Source organism: Chryseobacterium sp. PET-29, from assembly GCF_025736815.1.
Classification (GTDB): domain Bacteria; phylum Bacteroidota; class Bacteroidia; order Flavobacteriales; family Weeksellaceae; genus Chryseobacterium; species Chryseobacterium nepalense.
Window position 1 is genome coordinate 893336 of sequence record NZ_CP107053.1, and the last position, 23192, is coordinate 916527.

Below are 23192 nucleotides of genomic sequence, written 5' to 3' on the forward strand. Positions count from 1 at the left end.
TTTCGCAGGAATGTAAATTAATTTTGTTATTTTTAAGCAAATTATAATAAAAATGAGAAAACTATTAGTTCCTGTATTTTCAGCAGTTTTACTGGTAAGTTGTGGAACTGCCAAAACCACTTCCGATGTTTCTTCTTCTCAAAATTCAGCTGTAAAAGGTGATAGAGCTTTTGTATCTGCTTATAAGGAAATTAAAGCTGCAGATCTTAAGAAGAACTTATATGTGATTGCTTCCGATGAAATGGAAGGGCGTGATACAGGAAGTCCCGGACAGAAAAGAGCGGGCGAATATATGGTGAATTATTATAAAAACTTGGGAATTTCATTTCCAAAGGCTCTTGGTTCTTATTACCAGAAAGTTCCTTCTGATTTTATGAAAAAAAGAGGGGGTTCAAATCTTCCGGATTCTGAAAATATTCTTGCTTTTATTGAAGGATCTGAAAAGCCCGAAGAAATAGTTGTTGTTTCCGCGCATTATGATCATGTCGGCACAAAAAATGGCGTTGTGTATAATGGTGCAGATGATGACGGAAGCGGAACGGTAGCCGTTATGGAAATTGCAAAAGCTTTCCAGGCTGCAAAAAAATCAGGGAAAGGACCTAAAAGATCCGTATTATTTCTTCATGTTACCGGAGAAGAGCATGGCCTTTTCGGTTCTGAATATTATACTGATAATTCGGTATTTCCGCTTGCCAATACGGTGGTTGATCTTAATATTGATATGATCGGCCGAGATGATCCTGAAAACAGAGGAAAACAGTATGTGTATGTGATCGGATCTGAAATGCTGAGTTCTCAGCTGAAGCTAATTAACGAAGAAGCCAATAAAAGAACGAATAACTTGGAACTGAATTATAAATATGATGATCCGAACGATCCCCAAAGATTATATTACCGCTCTGATCATTATAATTTTGCCAAAAATAATGTCCCGGTTGCTTTTTTCTTTGACGGAATTCATGAAGATTACCATAAACCAACCGATGATGTAGAAAAAATTGATTATGATCTGCTTGCAAAAAGAACACAGCTTGTCTTTGCTACTGCATGGGAAATTGCCAACAGACCTGATCGAATTATCGTTGATAAAAAATAAATAAACAAGTAAGGGCAGATTGTTTAAATAATTTGCCTTTATTGTATTTAAATATTAAAATTTATCTATAATAATGAGTCAAAAACTAAAATCCATACGGCCTTTTGTCGGATCCGAAAATTTTGAGATCAGCAGAAAATTTTATAAAAATATTGGTTTCGAAGAAGTTATTTTAGAACCGAAGCTTTCACTTTTCCGATGGAACGAGACCGCATTCTATCTTCAGGACGCCTATGTAAAAGACTGGATTGATAATACCATGATCTTTATTGAAGTAGAGAATACGGATGAGTTTTGGAATTACCTTAGCTCCCTCAACCTTACGGATAAATATCCGGGAGTGAAATTATCTTCGGTGAAGACGATGCCTTGGGGAAAAGAATGCTTTTTAAATGATCCGTCTGGTATTTTGTGGCATTTCGGAGAATTTTTTTAATACTTAAAATTTGTCAGTTCAAACTGATAATGGTTAATTTATAAATGATTTACGCATTTGACACCTATTATTTCGGTGATAAAGCAAAAACGGTGTGTATTGCTTTTGAAAGTTGGGATTCTGAAATTGAAAATAAGATTTTTACAGAGACAACAGCAGTTACCGCCGATTATGAGAGCGGAGCATTCTACAAAAGAGAACTGCCATGTGTCTTAAGTCTTCTGAAAAAAATTACTCTGAAAGAGGGAGACCTGATTATAGTTGACGGATATGTAACACTGGACAACGAAGGAAAAACAGGATTGGGCGGTCATCTTTTTCAAACTCTGAGAGGTAAATTTCCGGTTATCGGAATTGCGAAAAACGGATTTAATTCACCTGATGATCAGAGAAGATCGGTGTACAGGGGAGACAGTAAAACGCCTCTTTTTTTGACAGCCATAGGAGCGGATGTTGATGAAATTAAATGTAAAGTAGAAGAAATGCACGGAAATTTCAGAATTCCCACTTTGCTTAAAAAGCTGGATCAGCTGACAAGAACTGAATAGTGAATAAATATAGTAAAACTGACAAATATCATCACTTTATTATTTTTAATTATTCTAAATAAATATAAATTTGTAAGGTTGACATTTATGAAATTCTCATAGTATCAATCATATCCATATCAATTTTTGTTTTATAAACCGGCAGTTTTACTGTCGGTTTATTTTATTATAGATTTGTGGTCTCACCAAGAATCGAACTTGGATCTAAAGTTTAGGAAACTTCTATTCTATCCGTTGAACTATGAGACCTTTCATCAAATGTATAAAATATTTTAATTAAATGAAAGAATCCGTTCTTTAGGAACGGATTCAGTAGATAAAACATCTCATTTTTTTAATTAGACAACAATAAAAAAGCATAGCCGACAATGCTATGCTTAAATTTTTATAAATTTAATTGCGATTTCAGAGTTGAAAAAAGCAAAATATGTTTCCACTTCAATTGTATTACATAGTAAATTTAGAAATAAAAATTCTTATAAACAATAATTAAATGTTAAAATTCACAGGTTATCCACAAAAAAATGTGGATAAGTCTGATTTATATTTTAACCAAAATTTTATCGGTAGCTTTTCTGCTTAAAACTTCCTGTTTTCCGTCAACTTCTACAGTGAAAGATTTATCAAAACTTTCAATTTTTAAGATCTTTATTTTTTTATTTAAAAGTAAATTTCTTTCAGTAAGATAGTTAAGAAAAGAATCGTCAGACAACGTCACAGAGGCAAATACAACGGTTTCTCCCACGTTACATGAACTTAATTTCTGAAGATCCTGTGCGATAATATTTCCATCTTTATCAGGAATAGGTTCTCCATGAGGATCAAATTTCGGATGATCCAGAATTTCATCCATTTTATCAAAGAAAAGGGTAGAATGGACATGTTCCAGCTGTTCCGCAATTTCATGCACATTTTCCCAGCCAAAGTTCATTTTTTTTACCAGAAACATTTCTGTAAGCCGGTGTTTTCTTACTACTAAAGCAGCCTCGCGCCATCCTTTTTCAGTAACGACAAGCGGTTTATAAGTTTCATAAATGACCCAGTTTTTTTCGGCAAACTTTTTCATCATATTGTTTACACTCGGCATTTTTACGAATAAAAATTTGCTGAGCTCATTAATCGTTACTTTATTTTCACTGTCGACAAGATGAAATAAAGCTTTCAGATAATTTTCTTCCGTGAGTGTTGTTTTCAAATGTTAGATGATTTTAATTACAAATCTAACAAAATTTTATGAAAATGTACGAGAGTTTCTTTTTAGTTTTTTAATTTTACATTATGAAATTTTCTTTTAAAAACGATTATTCCGAGGGCTGTCATCCCAATATCTTAAAAGCTTTATTATCTTATAATGATGATCAGCAGGCAGGCTACGGAGAGGACCAATATTCTTTGGAAGCAAAAAATCTTATACGGCGGAAAATACAGTCGAATTCAGATATTTATTTTGTATCGGGCGGAACGCAGGCCAACCTTATTGTAATTTCTTCCATTTTAAAACCTTATCAATGTGTTATTTCAGCAGCAACAGGGCACATTTTAAACAACGAAACCGGAGCCATCGAAGCTACCGGTCACAAAATTTTATGTATCGATAAAGAAGACGGAAAAGTGACACCGGAAGATATTATCCCTGTATTGCAAAGTCACAAAAATATTCCGCATCAGGTCATGCCAAAGTTGGTTTATCTTTCAAATTCTACAGAATTGGGTACCGTTTACACCTTGGCTGAACTTGAAAAGCTTTCATCATTTTGCAAGGAAAATAATCTTTATATTTTTATGGATGGAGCAAGAATGGGACACGGGCTTACTGCTGAAATTACTGATCTTACCCTCGAAAAAGTGGCAGAATTTACTGATGCTTTTTATATTGGCGGAACCAAAAACGGAGCATTGATAGGAGAGGCCATCGTGATCAATAATAAGGAACTGCAGCAGGATTTTGCATTTAATATCAAACAAAAAGGTGCTTTGCTGGCAAAAGGAAGACTTCTTGGAATTCAGTTTCTGGAATTGATGAAAGATGATCTGTATTTTGAACTTGCGGCACACGCAAACCGGCAGGCGATGAAAATTAAAAATGCGATGAAGGAAAGGGGAGTGCGGTTTCTTTCCGATACCTATACCAACCAGATTTTTCCTATTTTAAGCAATAGCCTGATTGAAAAGCTGTCTGAAAAATTTGAGTTTTATGTCTGGAAAAAAATTGATGATGACTTTTCGGCAATCCGCCTCATTACCTCTTGGAATACCGCGGATGAACCTGTAGAAGAATTTATTGGAATTATTAAAAATGAACTATAAAAAAACAGCCTCGTTTGAAGGCTGTTTTTTATTGAATGTTGTATTTTTTGATAGGATTTATCCCATACTTGGATAAGTCGTCCTTTCAGGACTTTTTTTAATGTTGTTTTGTTTGATAGGATTTTATCCTATCCTTGGGTAAGTCGTCCTTTCAGGACTCCCTTGCTGGAGTTTTTACTGTAAAGCTTTTGCTACAAGATTACAGTCTGCAATTTTTAGGACTCTTCCGCCGGCGTATTTGATTTTGTTTTCATTGGCATATTTTGTACCCGTTTCCGGATCTCTGTTACCGATTCCTTCGCTCAGTCCGTCTTTGGTCTGGAGAAAATAGATGTCATTTTTGTTTCCTGATTTGCCTTCTGAAGCAAATTCGTATGTCAGTTTCAGTGTATCTCCGGATTTAAATCCTGATAATTCACCTTTATTGCTGTCTTTTTCGCTGTTTTTAGAAGCCATTTTTCCGGTAATTGTTCCCAGGTTGTCATCGATGCTTACAAAAACAGTGTCTTTTCCGGTAACACCCATGTAGCAAAATGATTTTGCCGTAAGTGTATCGATTGTTTTTTCTGCAGTAGCTGCGGTATCAGGCTGTGCTGTTTCGGCAGCGGGAGCTTCTGCTTTTTTGCTGCAGTTTACCAAGAAAACTGAGAATGCTCCTAATAAGATTACTTTTTTCATATCCCTTTTTATTTGAATTAATATTTATGCTAAAATAGCAATACTATTTTGTTTCAAAATTAAATTGGAATAAACAAATCAATTTATGGTCCAATATGGAAAAGAGAATTTTTATAACCACAAATGGCAAAAGAAATTTAAACACATCAGTCACATCAGATGTAAAGAAAAAATTGGGTATATTTTAGAAATCCCTGTAAATCCGCGGGAAATGTTAACCATAAAAATATTGAATTTTATTCTTTTGAGAATCATACTCTAAACTTTAAGGCAACCTCTGAATCCTCTCGCGGCATAATAAGATTCAGCACCGTTGTGATATAGAAAAACAGTATCGTATCTTCTGTCACAGAAAACGGCTCCGCCCATTTGTCTGATTTTTTCCGGAGTTCGGATCCAGCTTGAAGTTTTAAGATCAAATTTACCAAGTTCCTGGAGTTTACGGTATTGTGCTTCAGTTAAAATTTCTATACCCATTTCAGCGGCTTTGTCAACAGCATTTCCTTCCGGTTTGTTGGCTTTTCGGGCATTCCACGCCTGATAGTCGTAGCAAAGGCTTCTGCGTTTCGGACTTTCGGGGGAACAGTCGAAGAATAAAATTTCACCGTTCGTCTCATCATTAAAGGTTACTACATCAGGTTCACCTTCTGTGATTTCCATTTCGTTCAAAGACCAGAGTTTGTCCGGGTTTTCAAGCAGTTTTTCTTCTATTTGGTTCCATTCCAGGTTTTTATGCCGGTTCATATTTTTTGAAAATCGTGTTCGTAAGGTTTCCAGCAGTGCTTCTTTCTGTTCTTTTGATAGTTTTTTTTTAGTCATAATGTTTTATTTTAGAATTCAAGTTATTGTTTAGTAGAGATAAGATAACTTCCTCTAATCTGTTGTGAGCCATATTGATTCCCTGGGCAAAAGGTAATTTTAGCATCTGATCTCTGATTTCCACCGATTTATAAATACTCTGAATGGTAATTTTACTTCTATTTTCTGAGATTTTCTCAAATGTCAAAAATTCCATCTGTGCTGGGAAAGAAGTATTTTCCATCTGGAATGTTCTGATAATTAAATGGTCCCAAATAATATCGTGGATGCTTCCATGTGCTTTGAAAATGATATCTCCGTTATTATTTCTGGTTTCAAACTGGTAACTGCCGTGTTTTCTGTTTTCTAATGATAACACATTTGTTCCCATCCATTGACCGACAATTTCCGCATCTGTATATGCTTTAAAAAGAAGATTTAAAGGAATATCAAATTCTCGTGTAATGAAAATTTCCTGTTTGCCGTCTTCGGCAGTGATTTTTGTTTTGAGTTCCATAAATTATTTTGTTGTATAGTTTTTCATAATATTTTCAAGCGTATTGAACCGTTCATCCCACATTTTGCGGAACGGTTCGATAAAATCGGCAATTTCTTTCATTTTTTCAGCATTGAGATGATAAATGATTTCCCGGCCGTTTTGTTCAGGCTTAAGCAGTTCGCATTCCGAAAGGATCTGCAGGTGTTTGGAAACGGTCGGTCTTGCGGTATTGAAATTAGATGCAATAGCGCCGGCTGTCATAGACTGCGAAGCCAGCAGTATTAAGATTGATCGGCGTGTCGGATCTGCAATGGCCTGAAAAACATCACGTCTTAGGTTCATGTGTAATTATTTGTCTACAAATATATGTGAAGTTATTTAACTACACAAATTATAATAAAAAGGGTATTTATCTTAAATTTTAAAAGTCCTATAATTTATATTATGTTAAATAGAATATATTTCAGATTTTTATAATGTATTCTAAATCATTAATTTGACGCTAAATATCAGTTTTGTTCTTAATTTAAAATTGGTCAGTAATTAAACATTAAAGCTATAAATTGTTTCTTAAAATATTTTTATTTATGAAACTGCATTTATTAAATAAGGCAGCTATTTATCACAGCTGCCTTATTTATATTAAGAAAGATCTTCAATTACTGCATCTGCTGCATAATTTTTAACAGTGTCTGATGCAGCATCTCTGGCATAAGCCGCTGAATATATTTCACTTCTGGCCAATATTTGATAATTATCAGCAATCTGCGTAAAATACGGTTGATATTTTTTTGCTGTCATTAACATTTTAAAATTTGAATCCTTCAGACTTTCTTTGCTGATCTGTACTCCGTTTAAACAGCCTTCTTTTGAAGTGTACGCCTCACTGGTTAATAAATTGTCCCCGTTCGGCGCTATTAAAACCCATCGGTATTTCCCGTCAAAAGATTTGCGGATAATGTACTTTGTCATGTAATAATTTATATAATATTATTATGATTATCAAAATAAAATTAGACTAGAAAATGTTTATTCAGTATGGTTTATAACATAATATTGTATGTTATTCTACAACACCAATTCTTGCTTTTACAGGAATATTGTAGGTATTCAGGCTCGGTGTCTGTCCGTGAAAATCGAAATTGATATTAACTCCCGGACGGAAAATCAGACAATGTGTGGATCCTCCAAAATGAAATGTTCCGAGTGGATCGCCTTTTTTTACGTAATCTCCGGGTGCAACAGTAATTTCACAGCTGGAAACTTCCGCCATTCCGATGGCTACAAAACACATAAGTCCGATTTTTTCATTATCTGATTTAATGAAAATTAATGCACGGGCAGCCAGTTCAGCAATATATCCCTGAGAATCATTCGGTCCTGCAGGATCATACCCTTCAGCCGGAGCTTCGGAATAATATGTTCCCGGTACATTTTGGATAGCTACAATTGTCCCATCAACCGGGCTGTTCCAGCGATGATATGTTTTAGCACATAAAAACGCCTGGTAAACAGTACTGTTGTCACCGAATTCCTGGGCGAGTTCATGATTATCCATAATATCCAGAAGCGAATACGGCTGGCCTTTCATCCAGAATTTATCTTTCATCATAGCATTGGTAACGCAATTATACGGAGCCGATTCACAGGCATTTACAATTACATCCGAATTTTTATCTTCTTCACTCACTTCCCGAACACCCGGGTTAAATTCTCTTGTGAAAAAATCGTCCCAGCTTTTATACCCGAAATGTGGCTGATCCGGCTGGCACTGATAATTGTAAATAAAATTTTGAAGCGCATCATAAGGATCATTGCCCTGCCCTCTCAACGGGTCCATGCTGGCGATAGCTTCCAGTGCTTCCTGCGAAAACCATCCTACAGGAGCAGTATAATCCGGCTGTGGCTGGTATATAGGGCCGTCTACCAGAACATAGGTAGACTCCGGAGACTCGAGGAAATTTTTCCATTCATTCAGAATCACCTGCAGTTTTTGATTGACCAATGTATTGGTAAATGCGAGATAACCGCCTTCCGTACCCATTGCCCAATCCAGGATAGCATTGATGGGAAATCCTACCAACCCGATTTGGTCTTCAATCTTACTATAGCAAGGCCCTTCCTGAAGAATCTGATTCATGATCTGAAGCATGGTTTCAAAGTTTTTAACCTGATCATTATAACCCTGAGGAATCTGGTCATACATACTTGTAAAGCCCATATAAAGCACTGCGTCATTATAAATGGCATTTCTAAGATCTTCAATAGCGGGATTTAGCGGAAGCGGATATGCATTAACCTGTGCAATTTTCTTTTCAATCCACTTGTTCAGGAAATTCCTGTCGGATGGAAGCCATTTCCCCACCCTGTACTTTACGTGATTCATAATATGGTGTTTTTTAGAACCTTACTCGTATGGCTTTTCAGGATGCGCCCCGTTTAAATGGTTTCTGGTCTCCATGGTATTAGTTTAGGGTAAAATTACAGCGGAAACAGGTATGTGATCAACCGTAATTATACTCAAAATGAAATCTAAGTATTAATACGGAACGTGTATCGTTTATCTGAGGTGCAATACATAATAATAAGTCATTATCTTTGTATCAAATTTTTAAGATGTCTATAACCCATGAGTCTGAATTAATCGGAATGCAAAAAGTAAGTGAAGCCGTTGCTTTTACTTTAAAAGAGATGTGCGGGTTTGCAAAACCGGGTATGACTACGAAAGAGGTTGATGATTTCGGGGCTGCAGTTCTTAAAAGTTTTGGAGCCAGATCTGCTCCTGCCCTCACCTACGGATTTCCCGGCTGCGCCTGTATAAGTGTCGACAATGAATTTTGTCACGGTATTCCTTCTGAGCAGCGAGTGTTAAAAGAAGGAGACCTTATTAATATAGACGTTTCTGCAGAGCTCAACGGATTTTGGGCAGACAACGGAAATTCATTTGTTATCGGAAAAGATCTTAATAAGCATGCAACGCTGGTAAATGCTTCTAAAGAAATTCTGCATAAGGCGATAAACAATATTAAAGGAGGCGTTAAAATTTCTGATATCGGGCTGCTGATGGAAACTGAAGCCAAAAGACGAGGTTTTAAAGTAATTAAAAATCTGGGCGGCCACGGTGTTGGGAAAAGCCTCCACGAAGAACCGGATGAACTGATGAATTATAGAAACCGTTTTGATAACAGAAGGTTCAGAAAAAATACTGTTGTAGCAATTGAAACATTTATTTCAACATCTTCGAATATTGCTGTTGAACTCAAAGACGGCTGGACAATGGTTGGCAACAAAGGCGGTTACATGGCACAGCATGAGCACACTATTATCATTACGGACGGACAGCCGATCATCCTGACGGAAATGAATGAAATCTTTAATTAAAATTAAAACAGGACATTTCAATAAGAAGTGTCCTGTTTTAGTTTAATAATCGTGTATTTATTTATTTTTATATTCACTCATTTTGCTGAACTGGTGGTAAGAATCTTTGATATGTTTTAAATGTTCCGAAACAATATCCAGGCTGTTCTGGGTCAATTTCCCGCTGTCGATGGCATTCTGGTACGCTTCAATCGCTGCTTTTTCCCCGAATATCACATTTTCAATGGTAGATTCTTCTTTATTTCCTAAAGTAAAAGAGTTTTTAATATCAATCCACGTACGGTGCAGGGCTCCTGCCACTGAAGATGAATCGTCTGCCTCTTCCCCATCTTCATGAATAAGATCAATCAGTTCGTTTTTCATTACTTTGGAAAGTGAATGTAACTTGGCATATTCCGGTTTTACATCGGGATAATTTTCCCATACTTTCCCTTCCACTTTTGCAAAACCCTCAATTCTGTCATTGGTAATGTGCAACAGATCATTTAATACTGATGCTTCTTCTTTATTGTTCATAATACTGTAATTTGGTGTATCAGGAGGTGTACAAGAATTATACCTTCTGTAAAAATTACAAAGCTTATTTTAATTTTAAACTAAAACCAAAAGAATTGTACGTATTTTGTATAAATATCTCACAAAATTCAATATGAGTTCATCAGAAAAACCAAATATAAAAGCCGTATTTCTTGATATTGACGGTACATTGATCAGTTTTAAAACCAATACAATCCCGGAATCTACCCATAAAGCCATACAAAGCCTTCGCGAAAAAGGAATAAAAGTAATTGTTGCTACCGGGCGTTCCATTAACTCATTAGATCACATCAGGCATATTACTTTTGATGGATTTATTACCTTCAACGGAAGCTACTGCATCACTACGGAAGGAAAAGTAATGTATAAAACATTCATAGATTCTTCTGATATAAAGAATCTTGTTCAGTATGCAGAAGATTTTCCTTTAAGTTATTCATTGATGTATGAAGATAAAGTGGAAATCAATGATGCCACACCGGAAGTTATAGGAATGTATGGCCATGTTAATCTTCCCGTCCCGCCTGTTCATGATAAAGAAAATATTGATACTGATCATGTGCTTCAGGCCAACATTTTCCTTGAAAAAAAGGATGAAAATACGTTTATGGAAAAGGTGATGCCAAATTCTTCAGCATCGAGATGGAGTCCTTTGTTTGCGGATGTAAATCATGGCGGAACCACAAAAAGTACCGGAATCAAACATTTTTGCGATTATTTTGGTATCGCTATCAGCGAAACCATGTCTTTTGGGGATGGCGGAAATGATATCGCGATGCTGAAATTCACGCAAATTGGCGTTGCCATGGGAAATGCCAATGATGATGTCAAGGAAATAGCAGATTATATAACTGAAGATGTTGACAATCATGGAATTGAATCTGCCCTGATTCATTTTGGAGTCCTCTGAGCTAAAAATATTTTATAAGTATTTATAAAACTTTTTAATTTTGTGGTATATATTTTTAACATATTCTTTATAAAAAGGCACAATATGTGTATATAGTTAACCGAATCACTTAAAATATTTAGTTATGAGAAGTATATTATGGTTAGTCGCAGTTATCTGTATAGTTGTGTGGCTTTTAGGAATGTTAGGTGTCGTACCTGGAATGGATACGGGTTATTTAGTTCACATATTGCTCGTTATTGCAATTATTGTAGTTCTTTACAATCTTATATCAGGCAGAAGACCCCTCGATTAGATTTACAAAAAACGAAAAATAAAAAGCTGGAAATGGGAAGGTATAACTTCTTAATTTCCAGCTTTTTTAATTATGATAATCGGATTATATTATTTGCCCGCAGGCTTTGCAGGGGCTGCACCTAATTTAGACTTCACAACAGGTGTGATATCTTCACCGCCATCCATATACGCAATATTGCTGTTGCCCTGTGAAGCTGCAATATCAAATACATAAGCAAGACCTTTTTCTTTTGCTACGGTAGCAATCATGGTGGCAACTTTCTTTTGAATAGGTGTGAACAGTTCAGTCTGTTTTTTTGAAATATCCTGTGCTGCTTTCACTCTTGCATCTTCTATATTTTTTCCTAAAGCTTCAAGCTCGGTTTGTGTGGCAGAAAGTTCTTTAATTAATACGGCTTTATTCGCTTCTGTCATTGTTTTTTCTTTTTCCTGGCCTGCTTTGAGTTTACTTTCATAGGTACTGATCAGCTTTTCTATTTCAGTTTGCTTTGTTTTTGTAAAAGTATCGAGTGAAGCTTCTGCTGTTTTTGTTTCAGACAAATTATCAAAGATATCATCGGAATTTACATGCCCGATTTTCTGTTGAGCCTGCACAAAATTGGAGGTCAGGAAAAGTCCTGAAGCTAAGGAAAATGCTATTATTAACTTTTTCATTATATATATTTAAATTATTTTCAAATGAACAGCAAATATAATTAAATATAACTATTTGATTAGTGATAATAAAAAAGTTTTAAATTTTTAATTAGGCTAAAATATTATTTCGTGATATTTTCAATAAAAAAGCCTCCTTGTAGGAGACTTTATATTTTTATCAACCGGGAACCTGTGCTTTTTCATAAATCAATCCCTCCGACCGCAGTTCCTGCCAAAAATCTGATGGGATATTTTTTTGAAGTGCACTCACATTATCTTCTACCTGCTCGGGTTTGCTTGCTCCGGGAATAATTGAAGCAAATTCGTCAGCGGCCAAAACAAAATGAAGGGCTGCATCTACAATATCGATATCGTACCTTTTGGCGATTGCTGAAATCCGGTCCCGTTTTTCGGTCATTCCTTTGGGAATAACATCCTTGTAATTATATCTTGGTCTTCCGGTAATAAACCCTGAGTTGTAGCCCGCTCCGGAAACAAGCCTTACACCAGCCTTTTTAACTGCCGGCAATAGCCGGTCTACCGCATCTTCATGTTCAAGGATAGAATACTGTGTCGCAGAAAGGCAAATATCCGGATCCGCAGAATCAAGGCAGTCCAGAATAGGTTCTATTTTGTTAACACCCATTCCCCAGGCTTTAATAACACCCTCGGACCTCAGTTCGGATAATACTTTAAACGCTCCTTCCCTTGCCTGTTTCAAAAAATAGGGATATCGGTCACCCACCTGATCTTCGGAAAGGTCATGAACGTAGACAATATCAATATAATCAAGTCGCAATCGCTCCAGGCTTTCTTCGATAGACCTTTTGATGGCATCTGCAGTATAATTATGCTCAAAATCATAATTCAAAGGATCCTGCCACATTGTTGGAGGAACTTCATCTTCAGGAACTTCTACGAATAATCTTCCTACTTTGGTAGATAGAACAAATTCTTCCCTGTTCTGACCGTGAAGATAATTCCCGAATCGCCTTTCACTTTTTGTAAGCCCGTACCAGGGTGATGTATCGTAATAGCGTATTCCAAGATCCCATGCTTTTTGCAGTACTTCATAAGACTGCCCGTCCGTAAGGGGTTCAAAGGCAGTTCCTATTGCCACACCACCTAATCCTAACCTGTGTTTTTCCGTTAAAATGTCTGATTTCATATATGATACTATTTAATGATTGGTGAACTAAGAGATACAAACATCGTGCACTTGCTTTTTTAAACATTGTTTTTCTGATATTTTTGAATGATCATTTTGCTCAGATTTCAGCCTGTTAAAAATTTATTCGCATAAACCGGAAAAATGATCCAGATGATCTGGAAGATTTATCCAGATAATTTTCAGAAGTTATCCGGATAAATTGAAGGTTTCAGAAGAATATTTTAAATAAAACCTTTTTAAGCATTTGAAAATCAGAAATTTATGTAATTTTTTGAAGACTGTTTAAAATTAAGGTTAAAATATTCATTAATAGTATACAATAATCCTGCGTAAATGGATACCACAGACTAATTTTTTGGCTTTATTATTGGATTGTTTCAGGCACCATTTCAATATATATTTATGAAAAAACATATCGTTATCGTCGGAGGAGGATTCGCAGGAGTCAACCTTATTAAATCGTTGGTGAATGACAGCCGTTTCAGAATTACATTGGTTGATAAAAACAATTATCATTTCTTTCCTCCATTGATCTATCAGGTGGCAACTTCATTCATCGAAGCTTCCAATATAAGTTATCCTTTCAGAAAATTAATTTCAAATTATAAAAATGTGAATTTCCATATGGGAAGTCTTGTAAAAGTGGATCCTGAACATAATATTCTTGAAACCGACAGCGGTACTTTAAAATATGATTATCTTGTTTTGGCTTTGGGAACAGAATCCAATTTCTTCGGAATGGAAAATGTAAAACGATGTGCCTTACCCATGAAAACCATTGATGAAGCATTATATCTGAGAAATCACATGCTCCTTACTCTCGAAGAAGCCGCAAGAAATAAAAATGTAAAGGAGGCACAGAAACTTCAGAACATAGTGATTGCAGGTGGCGGCCCAACCGGTGTAGAGCTTGCCGGAATGATCGCGGAAATGGGAACATATATTGCAGAAAAAGAATATCCGGAAATAAAGCTGGGACTTTCCAATATTTTTCTGATTGATGCTTTACCTACTCTTCTTTCACCGATGAGTAAAATGGCTCAGGAAGCCGCATATGAAAGACTTAAAAAGCTGGGTGTAAAAATTATCCTTAATACGGCGGTTAAAGATTATAAAGACTGCAAAGTAATTCTCGGGGACGGACAGGTTATTGAGACCGAAACACTGATCTGGACTTCCGGGGTGGTTGGAAGAGAGGTTCCCGGTATTCCTGAAGAAAGTATCGGAAAAGGAAGAAGACTGCTGGTAGATGCTTATAATAAAGTGAACGGCACAGCCAATATTTTTGCTTTAGGCGACATAGCGTTGCAGCTTACGGAGGAAAAATATCCGAAAGGGCATCCTCAGCTGGCGCAGGTCGCTATTCAGCATGCTAAAAATTTAGGAAAGAATTTTAAAAGAATTGAAGATGAAAAAGTTTTAATACCTTTTGCCTATAATGATAAAGGAAGCATGGCTATTATTTCAAAATTTGATGCGGTAGTTGATTTGCCTAAATTTTCATTTAAAGGTTTTATAGCGTGGCTTACGTGGTTATTTATCCACATTATTCCATTGGTAAGCTTCAGCAGCAAAGTACGTCTGGCATTCAACTGGATGCGGCTTTTCATTACCAATAATCCTTCAATCCGTTTAATTTTAAGGCCGAAAAGAGATACCACAGGAAGGTCATAATTTTAATATTCATGATATATTTCATAAATTTACAGAACTGTAAATATTCTTTTACAGTATAAAATCTCAAAAGTGAATATTCATCAGAAGAAAAAGTTTCTGAGCTTTTTAAAGTTCAAAAGAGACTTTCAAAAATACGGGCTTGAAAAAGCGCGCAGCTACGAACTCATTCTTCATTGGCTCAATAACAGATTAAGCAGGAACCAGTTTCTGGTGCTATCTGGAATTTTGGTTGGCTGTACCGCAGGTCTTGCCGGTGTTTTGCTGAAATCGCTGGTTCATGCGATCCACCATTTTATCACTACAAAAGTTCATTTTGAGTACCAGATTCTTTTTTATATTATATTTCCTTTTCTGGGAATTGTTTTAACGACAAGTATTGTTTTGACAATCTTTAAAGGTCAGGACAGAAAAGGAATTGGTGCAATTCTCTATGAAATTGCACAGAATTCAAGTATTGTTTCTTCCGTGAAAATGTATTCGCAGATCGTACAAAGCGCTGTTACAGTCGGTTTGGGAGGTTCTGCCGGACTGGAGAGCCCTATTGCTGTTACCGGTGCAGCGATCGGATCAAACTTTGCACAGACCTACCGGCTCAGTTATAAAGAACGGACCCTCCTACTGGCAGCAGGTGCCACTGCCGGAATTGCTTCTGCTTTTAATGCTCCGATTGCCGGAATTATGTTTGCATTTGAGATTCTGCTGACAGGAGTTGTTTTTACGGACTTCATTCCGCTTGTAGTAGCTGCGGTTTGCGGCAGTTTGTTATCAAGAATCTTATTGCAGGAAGATGTTCTGTTCAGGTTTTATACACGCGAAGCATTTAATTATAAAAATGTTCCTTATTACCTGATTTTAGGAATTATAACCGGTTTATACGCAAGATACTTTGTGATCATCTCCCAAAAGGTCGAGCATTTTATTAAGAAGTTAAACATGTCGAGACTTCGTAAGGCGATGTTTGGCGGGGCGGTTCTTTCACTGTTATGTGTGCTTTTTCCTCCTTTATTCGGAGAAGGTTATGAAACAGTAAAAGCTTTTACCAACGGAGATATGCACAGGATTATAGAAAACAGCCTTTTCAGATATTTTGATATTGGTAATTTTACCATTATTGTCTTTTTAATTCTCGTATTATTGTTAAAAGCATTTGCAACTTCATTTACGATTTTCAGCGGCGGAAACGGAGGGAATTTTGCTCCATCGCTTTTTGCCGGTGGTACCGTAGGCTATTTATTTGCATTAATCTGCCAGCAGATCGGGCTTCCGGACGTACCGGTAACAAATCTGGTTTTGGTGGGAATGGCCGGAGCAATGGCCGGCGTGATGTATGCTCCCCTTACAGCCATTTTTTTGATTGCGGAATCCAGCTTCGGATATGATCTTTTTATCCCGCTGATGATTGCTTCTATCATTTCATATCTGATAGCAAAATGGTTTTCACCAATTTCCCCGGAACTGAAATCCCTGGCGGATCAGGGGAAAATTTTTACCAACAAACATGATAAAAATATTTTATTTTCATTAAAAACAGAGGATTTTATTGACCGCTATTCTGAGACGGTGAAAGAAAATGCACCGATTACGGAATTGTTTGAAAGGGTAAAAAACAGCAGTAAGAATATTTTCGCTGTCATCAATGATGATCAGACACTTCGCGGAATCCTTACACTGGATGATATTCGTCCTTATCTTTTTGCGAATGATAGCATTTCAGTATCACTCAGTCAGATCATGAAAGCTCCTCCTGCTGTCATTCATCCTGAAAATAAGCCACTGGAGATTCTTCAGACTTTTGATGATGCCGGTGTCTGGAATTTGCCGGTTGTTGACTCTCAGAATAAGTTTATCGGCTTTATTTCAAAATCCACAATTTTAATGAGCTACAGACAGCTGTTAAAAGAATATTCGGAATAAATAAAATTAATTTAAACAATTAAAGCCGTACAAAATTATTTCTGAACGGCTTTTCTATAAGTTAATGCTACTGACTTGCTTTATTTAATAGCTCAAGATCATCATTTTCCAGTTGAAGTTTTGGGGCAGCAAATAATGTTTCCAATTGAGATTCGCTGGTTGCACTTACAATCGGAGCGGTAATCAGAGGTTGGGCAAGCAGCCAGGATAGTGCTACCGTTGCTGGTTTTGTATTGTGTTTTGCACTAATTTCATCCAATGCTTTCAAGACTTCCATACCTTTGTTATTCAGATATTTTCTGGCTCCTTCTCCTCTCTTGCTTTTAGACAGATCATCTTCACTCCGGTATTTTCCCGTTAAAAATCCTGAAGCCAGCGACCAGTAAGGAAATACACTCAATCCGAATTCTTCAGCTAAAGGAGCATAATTTTTTTCAAAACCTTCTCTTTCCATTAAATTGTAATGCGGCTGTAGGGCAACATATTTCGGAAGGTTATTCTTCTCCGAAGCTTCAAAGGAGGCTCTTAGCCTCTCAGGTGAAATGTTGGAAGCAGCGATATACCGTACTTTTCCAGCTTTTATAATTTCATCATAAGCCTGAAGTGTTTCTTCTACGGGCGTGATTTTATCATCAAAATGGGTATAATATAAATCAATATGATCGGTTTGCAATCGTTGTAAGGATTCATCAACGGATTTCAAAATATGCTTTTTGCTGATATCAAATCCGTGTTCTTTTGTTTCTGACCCTACTTTTGTGGCAATCACCAGATCATTTCTTTTTCCTCGGCTTTTCATCCACTTTCCGATGATTTCCTCAGATTGTCCTCCTTTCCCATTTACCCACCAGGAATAAGTATCCGCTGTGTCTATGAAGTTAAAACCTTCACCTGTAAATTTGTCCAGAATATCAAAAGACTGTTTTTCATCCAGGGTCCATCCAAAAACATTTCCCCCGAAGTTTATGGGAGCGATCTGTAAATCTGTATTTTTAATTGTCCGTTTTTCCATATTAGTTAATGATTGGTTTACTGCTTTTAACAGAGAATTTCATACCAAAAAGCTGTTGAATTTCACGTTTAAATCAAAAAAAAGACCAGCCAATTGCTGATCTTTCTATATTTTTTTGTTGAAATATTTTTTTAAATTTCGCCCATTACATACATGTTTTCCATAGTTGGCACCGCGCTTCCACCCTGTTTCTCGAGCGTAATGGCAAAAGCCTGTGCTTTCGGGATGTTGGCGAGTGCAGTTTTGCTGTCTTTTTCTTCGGTGTACATTCCTGCATTTACCGGTTTTCCGTCTTCAATCGCCCAGAGCTGATACTGCATTCCTTCCGGAGCTTTCGGAAGTTTGTCGGCGTTAAGATAAACAGCTTTTGTTTTCGTATCCCAGAAAACCATTGCTTTGGAATCCGTATGTTTCTCCACTCCTTTCAGCATGACCATCTTCATGTCAGGATTGGAAATCATTTCCATTTTCTGATTCATTTTCTGCATAGCCAGTTGCTGGCTTTTCTTTTCAGTGGTCATTCTGGCGATTTCCTGTCTGGTTGCCGCCTGATCGTTCATCCAGAAAATATTACCCGCAACACTTACCAGGAATAAAACGGAAGCCGCAACAGCATATACTTTCCAGTTATTATTTCCCTGGATCCTTATTTCTTCCTGAGGTTTGGCTGCAGGAATATCTGCAGAGACTACAGGTAATGGCTCTTCGGTACTCTGTTCCTGCTGAATTTTGTTCCAGATCTTGGTACGGAGATCATTGGGGGGTGTTACAGCCTGTGCTGTGGCAAGATCTTCCAATGTCTTCTGCGCTTCTTCGAAAGCCGCTTTCACTTCAGCATTATTTTTCATCACACACTCCAAAATACCTGCTTCCTCAGGAGAAGCAAGACCTAGAATATAAGATTCTATAATTCCGGATGATATGTATTCTTTAGTGTTCAATTTATTGATAATCTTTTAACAAATCCTTTAATTTCATCAGGGCGTTCCTCATTTTTGTTTTTACTGTTCCCAGGGGGATTTTCAGTTTTTCGGATATTTCGTTCTGGGTGTATCCCTGATAATATGCCAGATCGATGAGTTCCTTCTTGTCGGTTTCCAACTTATCCAATACATTATTAAATCCGATAAAATCCGATGAATTGTTTGTAGTGGAAAGTTCCGCAGAATTATATACGAAATCCGGCAAGGGTTGGTTTTTGAGTTCGTTCTGAAAGCTTTTTGATTTTAAATAATCAATAGCAGTATTCCTGGCAATATTGATCATCCAGGTATAAAATCTTCCTTTTGATGAGTCGTACTGATGGATAGAATTCCAGATTTTTACAAAAACATCCTGAATGATTTCTTCGGTATAGTCTTTTGACTGTACGATTCGGAGAATGACACCATACAGTGCGCCGGAATAATGGTCATACAAATAATGAAAACCATTTTCGTTTCTGTCTTTTAGCGACACGATCAGCTGTTCTTCCGAATACTGTGTTTTAATAGCGAATATTTTTGTTTTCAAATGTAATAAAATAAAACAGATAATAAGCAATACTCACACCATCTTTTAAATGTATAATAAAATTAATCATATGTTTAATAATGTTTAAATATAATAAGATACTATTTGAAAGTTGATAATAATATTAAGGTATATGATTAATTTCAAAAAATAATATATTGATTGATAGAAACTTATAAATTATTTTACATTTTTTAAATCTAAATTAAAACCAGTCTCGTAAATGGTTTTAGATAAAGATATTTTCAAATACATATTAACTTAAAAATCAAAAAAAATGAACACTAAATCAAAAATCGCAGTTTTCGGAATGATGGTTTTATCATTCGCATTCAGTGGTAACGTTGCAGCACAGAGTATGAAAGAAAAAACCGTAATGGTTGGCGGAGCAGCTATGTACCCTTCTAAAAATATTATTGAGAATGCGGTAAACTCTAAAGACCATAAGACATTGGTGGCAGCCGTAAAAGCAGCAGGTCTTGTGGAGACGCTACAAGGAGAAGGTCCTTTCACTGTATTGGCTCCTACTGATGCAGCTTTCGCAAAACTACCGAAAGGAACAGTTGAAAATCTTGTAAAGCCGGAAAATAAGGCAATGCTTACAAAAATTCTTACCTATCACGTTTTACCAGGCAAATACAATGCTAAAGAAATCTGGGCCGCTGTAAAAGCAGGAAACGGTAAAAGCATGATGAAAACAGTAGAAGGCGAAGAGCTTACTTTCTGGGTTAAAGGGAAAGACCTGTATGTAAGAGATGCTAAAGGAAACGATGCAAAAGTTACGATAGCTGATGTTAATCAGTCAAACGGAGTGATTCACGTAATAGATACGGTTTTGATGCCGTAGTGGTGTTAGTTGTCAAACAGCATATTTGTTATGCTGTTTTTTTATTCTCTTATTTAAACAAACCGATAACACTTAAACCTATAATATTATGAAAAAAACGATTAATGTATCTAATCAGGGAGCGACCCTTGATACAGGCAGAAGAAATTTTTTAAAGCTGAGCGGCATAGGTCTGGCAATGGCCGGACTCACATTGATCGGTTGTGAAGACAACGAGGGTTACGACTTTATGCAGACCGATGTTTTTGACCTTGGAAAAGGCGATGTGGGTGTTCTGAACTATGCGTATGCTCTTGAGCAACTTGAAGCGGACTTTTATACTAAAGTGGTGAATAACTTTTATTCCGGAATTTCAAATGCAGAGAAAGAATTATTTACTGACCTCTATCATCATGAAGTGATACACCGTGATTTTTTTAAAGCGGCAATCAGTGGAGCTACCTCCAACGTTTTACCCACCCTGGAATTCCAGTACCCGAATGTAAATTTTAATGATAGAAACTCTGTATTGGCTACTGCAAAAGCATTGGAAGATACGGGTGTTGCTGCCTATAACGGTGCCGGAAAATATATCACAAATGCAGACTATCTGGTGATTGCCGGGAAAATTGTATCAGTAGAAGCAAGACATGCTTCAGCGATCAGAAATCTTATCAATCCCGGAACGGCAGCATTTTCTGGTGATGACATCATCGATAGCAACGGCCTTGATCTTGCAAAAGAGCCTAAAGATATCGTTATGGTAGCGGGAGGATTTATAAAAACGCCTTTCACATGGAAAGAACAGGGAATCGGTTAATTATTCACTTCAAAAAATTACATTATGAACATTCTTAAATTACTGGATAAACTTTCTGACGATAAATTTTTCAGCAAAGAAGCGTCAAGATTAGAAACTCTTACAAGCATTTCGGCATTCGGGAAAAAGGCTGCGGTTGCTGCTGTTCCGCTGGGATTGGGAACGCTTATGACTACCCCTGCAAAAGCGGCTGGCCTTACAGGAGGAAACACTTATAAAAATACTTTAACAGATGCACTGCAGCTGGCTTTGGTGCTGGAATATCTTGAAAATGAATATTATGCAATCGGGCTTTCTACTGCAGGCTTAATTTCCAATGCGGACAGACCCGTTTTTATGCAAATTTCCAAACATGAGTCTGCGCATGTAACTTTTCTTAAAAACACCTTAACTTCGCTAGGAGTTACGCCGGGTGCAAAGCCTACATTTGATTTTACGGCAGGTGGTGCTTTTGCTCCTTTTACCGATTACAGTCAGTTTTTAATATTAGCCCAGGCTTTTGAAGATACCGGAGTACGTGCTTATAAAGGACAGGCGGGAAATGTGATGAGTAACAAAACGGTTTTGCAGGCAGCTTTACAAATCCACTCCGTGGAAGCAAGACATGCATCACAGGTAAGAAGAATGAGAGCAAATAAAGGCTGGATAGAATTAGCTGACGGCGGAAATATGCCTGCAGCAACAAATCCGGTGTATGATGGAGAACAGAATACAACCCAGGCCGGATACAATACGGCAACGGCTTTTGGAGCGGCGGCAGGTTCTGCGGCTTACGATGAAATATTAACCGGAAGTGATGCTCAGACAATTGCATCTTTGTTTATTGTTTAAAGCAAATTTCTTACTATTAGGTGTGGTCCCCTTTTCTTTTCGGGAGGGGGATTTTCATGTGAAATCTTTACAGAATATATCATAAAATTAATCAAGAAAAAACTCCTCTGTAGAGAGAAGTTTGTTTGCCTTTTAAAACTTGAAATATGAAGTATATTTCAGATTCAAAAATAATAAGTCACAAATAGCTATTTTATGACGGGGATCATAAATGAATTAATATCACCGATTCTTTGTAAATAGGATATGATTTATTTTGTAACTTTAATCTATGAAAACATTGGCAAATCCTTGTATTCCGAATAACAATATAAATAACGGAGAGGGAATAAAAAAAGCAGCAAAAATTTTCGCTGTGAGTGTTTTGGCACTGCTTGCACTTGGTTTTTGTACTACTTCACAAAGGCTTAATGCAGGATAAATAAGCAATATTCTGATACGGAATTTTTTTAAAATAAGTTGAATTAAGTTTTGACTTAGGTAAAATTTTACTATATTTGTGAATCGAAATAATTTTTTTTCATCATTTGTGTTTTTTTAGGCTCCGTTAGGAGCCTTTTTCTATGTAACACGTTTTCTGTTGCTGGCCGGCACCCATTTGTCCTTTTTACATTTTGGGCAATTTCCGGCGCTTCCTGTAGGTTTTTCTTCTGTATATCCACAAAAGATACATGAATAATATCCTTCTTCTTTAATGTATTTTACAGCATCTTTTAGCGAATCCGGCATAATGGAGAGTCCATATTTCACTTTTTCATCTTCAAAATAGAAAACACTGATTTCCCCTGAAACTTCTTCAATAGCCTGATCAATCTGACCAAGCTGTGAAATGCCTTTTAATCTGAGTTCTGCAAAAAACTCGTCGCTTCCTAAATTTTCTTTTTTAAAATTATCAATGGAAAATTCACCATTTTCTATAAGGCATATTGATCTTCCTTCCAGTAAAGTCTCAAACTTTTTGCTCTTCCCGATAAGATAAGTTACCATTGTGTACATTAAAATAATCAGCACAAATACAAGAATTGAAGACACAATACCTACTTCTCTGTAAAACATAGGATCTCCAGCCGCAGAACCCAGACCGATAATCACTACCAGTTCAAAAAGGGAAAGCTGCTTGACTCCCCTCTTCCCGAGCACTCTAAGTCCGATAATTATTGTTATAAACATAATGATCGTCCTGAGAGCAATTTCAAGCAGAAAAGACCATTCCTCTGTTCCCAGAAATAGTTCTTTCCAGTCGAATTGTAATAGAAATATGGATTGCATAATGAATTGATTTGCTCTGAAAATTCAAATAATGCGC

The 23192-nt window shown here is 36.6% G+C and carries 27 protein-coding genes and 1 tRNA gene; 13 read left to right on the top strand and 15 right to left on the bottom strand.

All coding sequences use genetic code 11. The features are described 5' to 3' along the window. The first annotated feature begins 52 nt into the window (after positions 1-52). From ODE14_RS03895 to ODE14_RS03905, 3 genes are all read left to right on the top strand, one after another. A complete protein-coding gene (locus ODE14_RS03895; RefSeq protein ID WP_263603039.1) occupies positions 53-1096 on the top strand; it encodes a M28 family metallopeptidase in 1044 nt (347 codons plus the stop codon). A 73-nt stretch (positions 1097-1169) separates the two neighbouring features. Continuing rightward, entirely contained in the window at positions 1170-1532 is a 363-nt protein-coding gene (locus ODE14_RS03900; protein WP_263603040.1) for a glyoxalase, read from the top strand. Positions 1533-1576: 44 nt separating this feature from the next. Then, positions 1577-2080 carry an endonuclease V gene (locus tag ODE14_RS03905; protein WP_248393542.1) on the top strand — a complete coding sequence of 168 codons (504 nt, stop codon included), beginning with the start codon at positions 1577-1579 and terminating at the stop codon, positions 2078-2080. 177 nt (positions 2081-2257) lie between these two features. On the opposite strand, the gene ODE14_RS03910 is transcribed toward ODE14_RS03905, so the two are convergent. Continuing rightward, positions 2258-2329, bottom strand: a tRNA-Arg gene (locus tag ODE14_RS03910). 292 nt (positions 2330-2621) lie between these two features. Continuing rightward, positions 2622-3275 carry a metal-dependent transcriptional regulator gene (locus tag ODE14_RS03915; protein ID WP_263603041.1) on the bottom strand — a complete coding sequence of 218 codons (654 nt, stop codon included), beginning with the start codon at positions 3273-3275 and terminating at the stop codon, positions 2622-2624. An 83-nt stretch (positions 3276-3358) separates the two neighbouring features. Here ODE14_RS03915 and ODE14_RS03920 point away from each other — a divergent pair, with 83 nt between their 5' ends. Further along, positions 3359-4387, top strand: a complete 1029-nt coding sequence (locus tag ODE14_RS03920; RefSeq protein ID WP_263603042.1) for a threonine aldolase family protein — start codon at positions 3359-3361, stop codon at positions 4385-4387. A 174-nt stretch (positions 4388-4561) separates the two neighbouring features. On the opposite strand, the gene ODE14_RS03925 is transcribed toward ODE14_RS03920, so the two are convergent. The 6 genes from ODE14_RS03925 to ODE14_RS03950 form a co-directional block, all read right to left on the bottom strand. Continuing rightward, complete coding sequence (locus tag ODE14_RS03925) at positions 4562-5065, bottom strand: hypothetical protein (RefSeq protein WP_263603043.1); 504 nt, start codon at positions 5063-5065, stop codon at positions 4562-4564. Positions 5066-5323: 258 nt separating this feature from the next. Continuing rightward, on the bottom strand, positions 5324-5884 hold the full coding sequence (locus tag ODE14_RS03930; RefSeq protein ID WP_263603044.1) for a DUF4256 domain-containing protein: 561 nt from the start codon (positions 5882-5884) through the stop codon (positions 5324-5326). Then, the gene (locus tag ODE14_RS03935; RefSeq protein WP_263603045.1) at positions 5877-6380 is read right to left on the bottom strand and encodes an SRPBCC domain-containing protein; all 504 of its coding nucleotides are present in this window, start codon (positions 6378-6380) and stop codon (positions 5877-5879) included. The genes ODE14_RS03930 and ODE14_RS03935 overlap by 8 nt, the downstream gene beginning before the upstream one ends. A 3-nt stretch (positions 6381-6383) precedes the next feature. After that, positions 6384-6704 carry an ArsR/SmtB family transcription factor gene (locus ODE14_RS03940; RefSeq protein WP_248393536.1) on the bottom strand — a complete coding sequence of 107 codons (321 nt, stop codon included), beginning with the start codon at positions 6702-6704 and terminating at the stop codon, positions 6384-6386. 300 nt (positions 6705-7004) lie between these two features. Next, complete coding sequence (locus ODE14_RS03945) at positions 7005-7334, bottom strand: YegP family protein (protein WP_263603046.1); 330 nt, start codon at positions 7332-7334, stop codon at positions 7005-7007. A gap of 91 nt (positions 7335-7425) precedes the next feature. Further along, a complete protein-coding gene (locus ODE14_RS03950) occupies positions 7426-8748 on the bottom strand; it encodes a phosphatidylserine decarboxylase family protein (RefSeq protein WP_263603047.1) in 1323 nt (440 codons plus the stop codon). A gap of 230 nt (positions 8749-8978) precedes the next feature. Between ODE14_RS03950 and map the strand changes: the two genes are divergently transcribed. After that, positions 8979-9743 carry a type I methionyl aminopeptidase gene (map, locus tag ODE14_RS03955; RefSeq protein ID WP_263603048.1) on the top strand — a complete coding sequence of 255 codons (765 nt, stop codon included), beginning with the start codon at positions 8979-8981 and terminating at the stop codon, positions 9741-9743. Between the two features lie 57 nt (positions 9744-9800). Here the strand turns inward: map and ODE14_RS03960 are convergent, their stop codons facing one another. Then, complete coding sequence (locus ODE14_RS03960; RefSeq protein ID WP_248393532.1) at positions 9801-10259, bottom strand: PA2169 family four-helix-bundle protein; 459 nt, start codon at positions 10257-10259, stop codon at positions 9801-9803. Positions 10260-10392: 133 nt separating this feature from the next. Between ODE14_RS03960 and ODE14_RS03965 the strand changes: the two genes are divergently transcribed. Beyond that, positions 10393-11190, top strand: a complete 798-nt coding sequence (locus ODE14_RS03965) for a Cof-type HAD-IIB family hydrolase (protein ID WP_263603049.1) — start codon at positions 10393-10395, stop codon at positions 11188-11190. 124 nt (positions 11191-11314) lie between these two features. Next, positions 11315-11485, top strand: a complete 171-nt coding sequence (locus tag ODE14_RS03970) for a lmo0937 family membrane protein (protein WP_143149831.1) — start codon at positions 11315-11317, stop codon at positions 11483-11485. Between the two features lie 89 nt (positions 11486-11574). Here the strand turns inward: ODE14_RS03970 and ODE14_RS03975 are convergent, their stop codons facing one another. Then, complete coding sequence (locus tag ODE14_RS03975) at positions 11575-12141, bottom strand: OmpH family outer membrane protein (protein WP_248393529.1); 567 nt, start codon at positions 12139-12141, stop codon at positions 11575-11577. A gap of 160 nt (positions 12142-12301) precedes the next feature. After that, positions 12302-13291, bottom strand: a complete 990-nt coding sequence (locus tag ODE14_RS03980) for an aldo/keto reductase (RefSeq protein WP_263603050.1) — start codon at positions 13289-13291, stop codon at positions 12302-12304. 405 nt (positions 13292-13696) lie between these two features. Between ODE14_RS03980 and ODE14_RS03985 the strand changes: the two genes are divergently transcribed. Together ODE14_RS03985 and ODE14_RS03990 are read left to right on the top strand one after the other, a co-directional pair. Further along, entirely contained in the window at positions 13697-14968 is a 1272-nt protein-coding gene (locus ODE14_RS03985) for an NAD(P)/FAD-dependent oxidoreductase (protein ID WP_248393527.1), read from the top strand. Positions 14969-15040: 72 nt separating this feature from the next. Then, positions 15041-16885 (top strand): chloride channel protein, encoded by a 1845-nt coding sequence (locus ODE14_RS03990; RefSeq protein ID WP_263603051.1) that lies wholly within the window; start codon positions 15041-15043, stop codon positions 16883-16885. Positions 16886-16952: 67 nt separating this feature from the next. On the opposite strand, the gene ODE14_RS03995 is transcribed toward ODE14_RS03990, so the two are convergent. From ODE14_RS03995 to ODE14_RS04005, 3 genes are all read right to left on the bottom strand, one after another. After that, on the bottom strand, positions 16953-17897 hold the full coding sequence (locus ODE14_RS03995; protein WP_263603052.1) for an aldo/keto reductase: 945 nt from the start codon (positions 17895-17897) through the stop codon (positions 16953-16955). Positions 17898-18028: 131 nt separating this feature from the next. Further along, complete coding sequence (locus ODE14_RS04000) at positions 18029-18838, bottom strand: anti-sigma factor (RefSeq protein ID WP_263603053.1); 810 nt, start codon at positions 18836-18838, stop codon at positions 18029-18031. A gap of 1 nt (position 18839) precedes the next feature. After that, complete coding sequence (locus tag ODE14_RS04005) at positions 18840-19409, bottom strand: RNA polymerase sigma factor (RefSeq protein WP_263603054.1); 570 nt, start codon at positions 19407-19409, stop codon at positions 18840-18842. Between the two features lie 277 nt (positions 19410-19686). On the opposite strand from ODE14_RS04005, the gene ODE14_RS04010 reads away from it, so the two are divergent. From ODE14_RS04010 to ODE14_RS04025, 4 genes are all read left to right on the top strand, one after another. Then, positions 19687-20256, top strand: coding sequence for a fasciclin domain-containing protein (locus ODE14_RS04010; RefSeq protein ID WP_248393522.1), 570 nt, complete (start codon positions 19687-19689; stop codon positions 20254-20256). 88 nt (positions 20257-20344) lie between these two features. Continuing rightward, positions 20345-21055 carry a ferritin-like domain-containing protein gene (locus tag ODE14_RS04015; RefSeq protein ID WP_263603055.1) on the top strand — a complete coding sequence of 237 codons (711 nt, stop codon included), beginning with the start codon at positions 20345-20347 and terminating at the stop codon, positions 21053-21055. Between the two features lie 24 nt (positions 21056-21079). Beyond that, on the top strand, positions 21080-21886 hold the full coding sequence (locus tag ODE14_RS04020) for a ferritin-like domain-containing protein (protein WP_263603056.1): 807 nt from the start codon (positions 21080-21082) through the stop codon (positions 21884-21886). Between the two features lie 271 nt (positions 21887-22157). Continuing rightward, complete coding sequence (locus ODE14_RS04025) at positions 22158-22307, top strand: hypothetical protein (RefSeq protein ID WP_248393519.1); 150 nt, start codon at positions 22158-22160, stop codon at positions 22305-22307. Positions 22308-22447: 140 nt separating this feature from the next. On the opposite strand, the gene ODE14_RS04030 is transcribed toward ODE14_RS04025, so the two are convergent. Continuing rightward, complete coding sequence (locus ODE14_RS04030; protein WP_263603057.1) at positions 22448-23155, bottom strand: DUF421 domain-containing protein; 708 nt, start codon at positions 23153-23155, stop codon at positions 22448-22450. Positions 23156-23192 lie beyond the last annotated feature (37 nt).

Excerpts from the sequence above, each read along its gene's own strand:
- ODE14_RS03895 (WP_263603039.1), top strand. The coding sequence starts at position 53 with ATGAGAAAACTATTAGTTCCTGTATTTTCAGCAGTTTTACTGGTAAGT.
- ODE14_RS03900 (WP_263603040.1), top strand. The coding sequence starts at position 1,170 with ATGAGTCAAAAACTAAAATCCATACGGCCTTTTGTCGGATCCGAAAAT.
- ODE14_RS03905 (WP_248393542.1), top strand. The coding sequence starts at position 1,577 with ATGATTTACGCATTTGACACCTATTATTTCGGTGATAAAGCAAAAACG.
- ODE14_RS03920 (WP_263603042.1), top strand. The coding sequence starts at position 3,359 with ATGAAATTTTCTTTTAAAAACGATTATTCCGAGGGCTGTCATCCCAAT.
- ODE14_RS03925 (WP_263603043.1), bottom strand. The coding sequence starts at position 5,065 with ATGAAAAAAGTAATCTTATTAGGAGCATTCTCAGTTTTCTTGGTAAAC.
- ODE14_RS03930 (WP_263603044.1), bottom strand. The coding sequence starts at position 5,884 with ATGACTAAAAAAAAACTATCAAAAGAACAGAAAGAAGCACTGCTGGAA.
- ODE14_RS03935 (WP_263603045.1), bottom strand. The coding sequence starts at position 6,380 with ATGGAACTCAAAACAAAAATCACTGCCGAAGACGGCAAACAGGAAATT.
- ODE14_RS03940 (WP_248393536.1), bottom strand. The coding sequence starts at position 6,704 with ATGAACCTAAGACGTGATGTTTTTCAGGCCATTGCAGATCCGACACGC.
- ODE14_RS03945 (WP_263603046.1), bottom strand. The coding sequence starts at position 7,334 with ATGACAAAGTACATTATCCGCAAATCTTTTGACGGGAAATACCGATGG.
- ODE14_RS03950 (WP_263603047.1), bottom strand. The coding sequence starts at position 8,748 with ATGAATCACGTAAAGTACAGGGTGGGGAAATGGCTTCCATCCGACAGG.
- map (WP_263603048.1), top strand. The coding sequence starts at position 8,979 with ATGTCTATAACCCATGAGTCTGAATTAATCGGAATGCAAAAAGTAAGT.
- ODE14_RS03960 (WP_248393532.1), bottom strand. The coding sequence starts at position 10,259 with ATGAACAATAAAGAAGAAGCATCAGTATTAAATGATCTGTTGCACATT.
- ODE14_RS03965 (WP_263603049.1), top strand. The coding sequence starts at position 10,393 with ATGAGTTCATCAGAAAAACCAAATATAAAAGCCGTATTTCTTGATATT.
- ODE14_RS03970 (WP_143149831.1), top strand. The coding sequence starts at position 11,315 with ATGAGAAGTATATTATGGTTAGTCGCAGTTATCTGTATAGTTGTGTGG.
- ODE14_RS03975 (WP_248393529.1), bottom strand. The coding sequence starts at position 12,141 with ATGAAAAAGTTAATAATAGCATTTTCCTTAGCTTCAGGACTTTTCCTG.
- ODE14_RS03980 (WP_263603050.1), bottom strand. The coding sequence starts at position 13,291 with ATGAAATCAGACATTTTAACGGAAAAACACAGGTTAGGATTAGGTGGT.
- ODE14_RS03985 (WP_248393527.1), top strand. The coding sequence starts at position 13,697 with ATGAAAAAACATATCGTTATCGTCGGAGGAGGATTCGCAGGAGTCAAC.
- ODE14_RS03995 (WP_263603052.1), bottom strand. The coding sequence starts at position 17,897 with ATGGAAAAACGGACAATTAAAAATACAGATTTACAGATCGCTCCCATA.
- ODE14_RS04010 (WP_248393522.1), top strand. The coding sequence starts at position 19,687 with ATGAACACTAAATCAAAAATCGCAGTTTTCGGAATGATGGTTTTATCA.
- ODE14_RS04015 (WP_263603055.1), top strand. The coding sequence starts at position 20,345 with ATGAAAAAAACGATTAATGTATCTAATCAGGGAGCGACCCTTGATACA.
- ODE14_RS04020 (WP_263603056.1), top strand. The coding sequence starts at position 21,080 with ATGAACATTCTTAAATTACTGGATAAACTTTCTGACGATAAATTTTTC.
- ODE14_RS04025 (WP_248393519.1), top strand. The coding sequence starts at position 22,158 with ATGAAAACATTGGCAAATCCTTGTATTCCGAATAACAATATAAATAAC.
- ODE14_RS04030 (WP_263603057.1), bottom strand. The coding sequence starts at position 23,155 with ATGCAATCCATATTTCTATTACAATTCGACTGGAAAGAACTATTTCTG.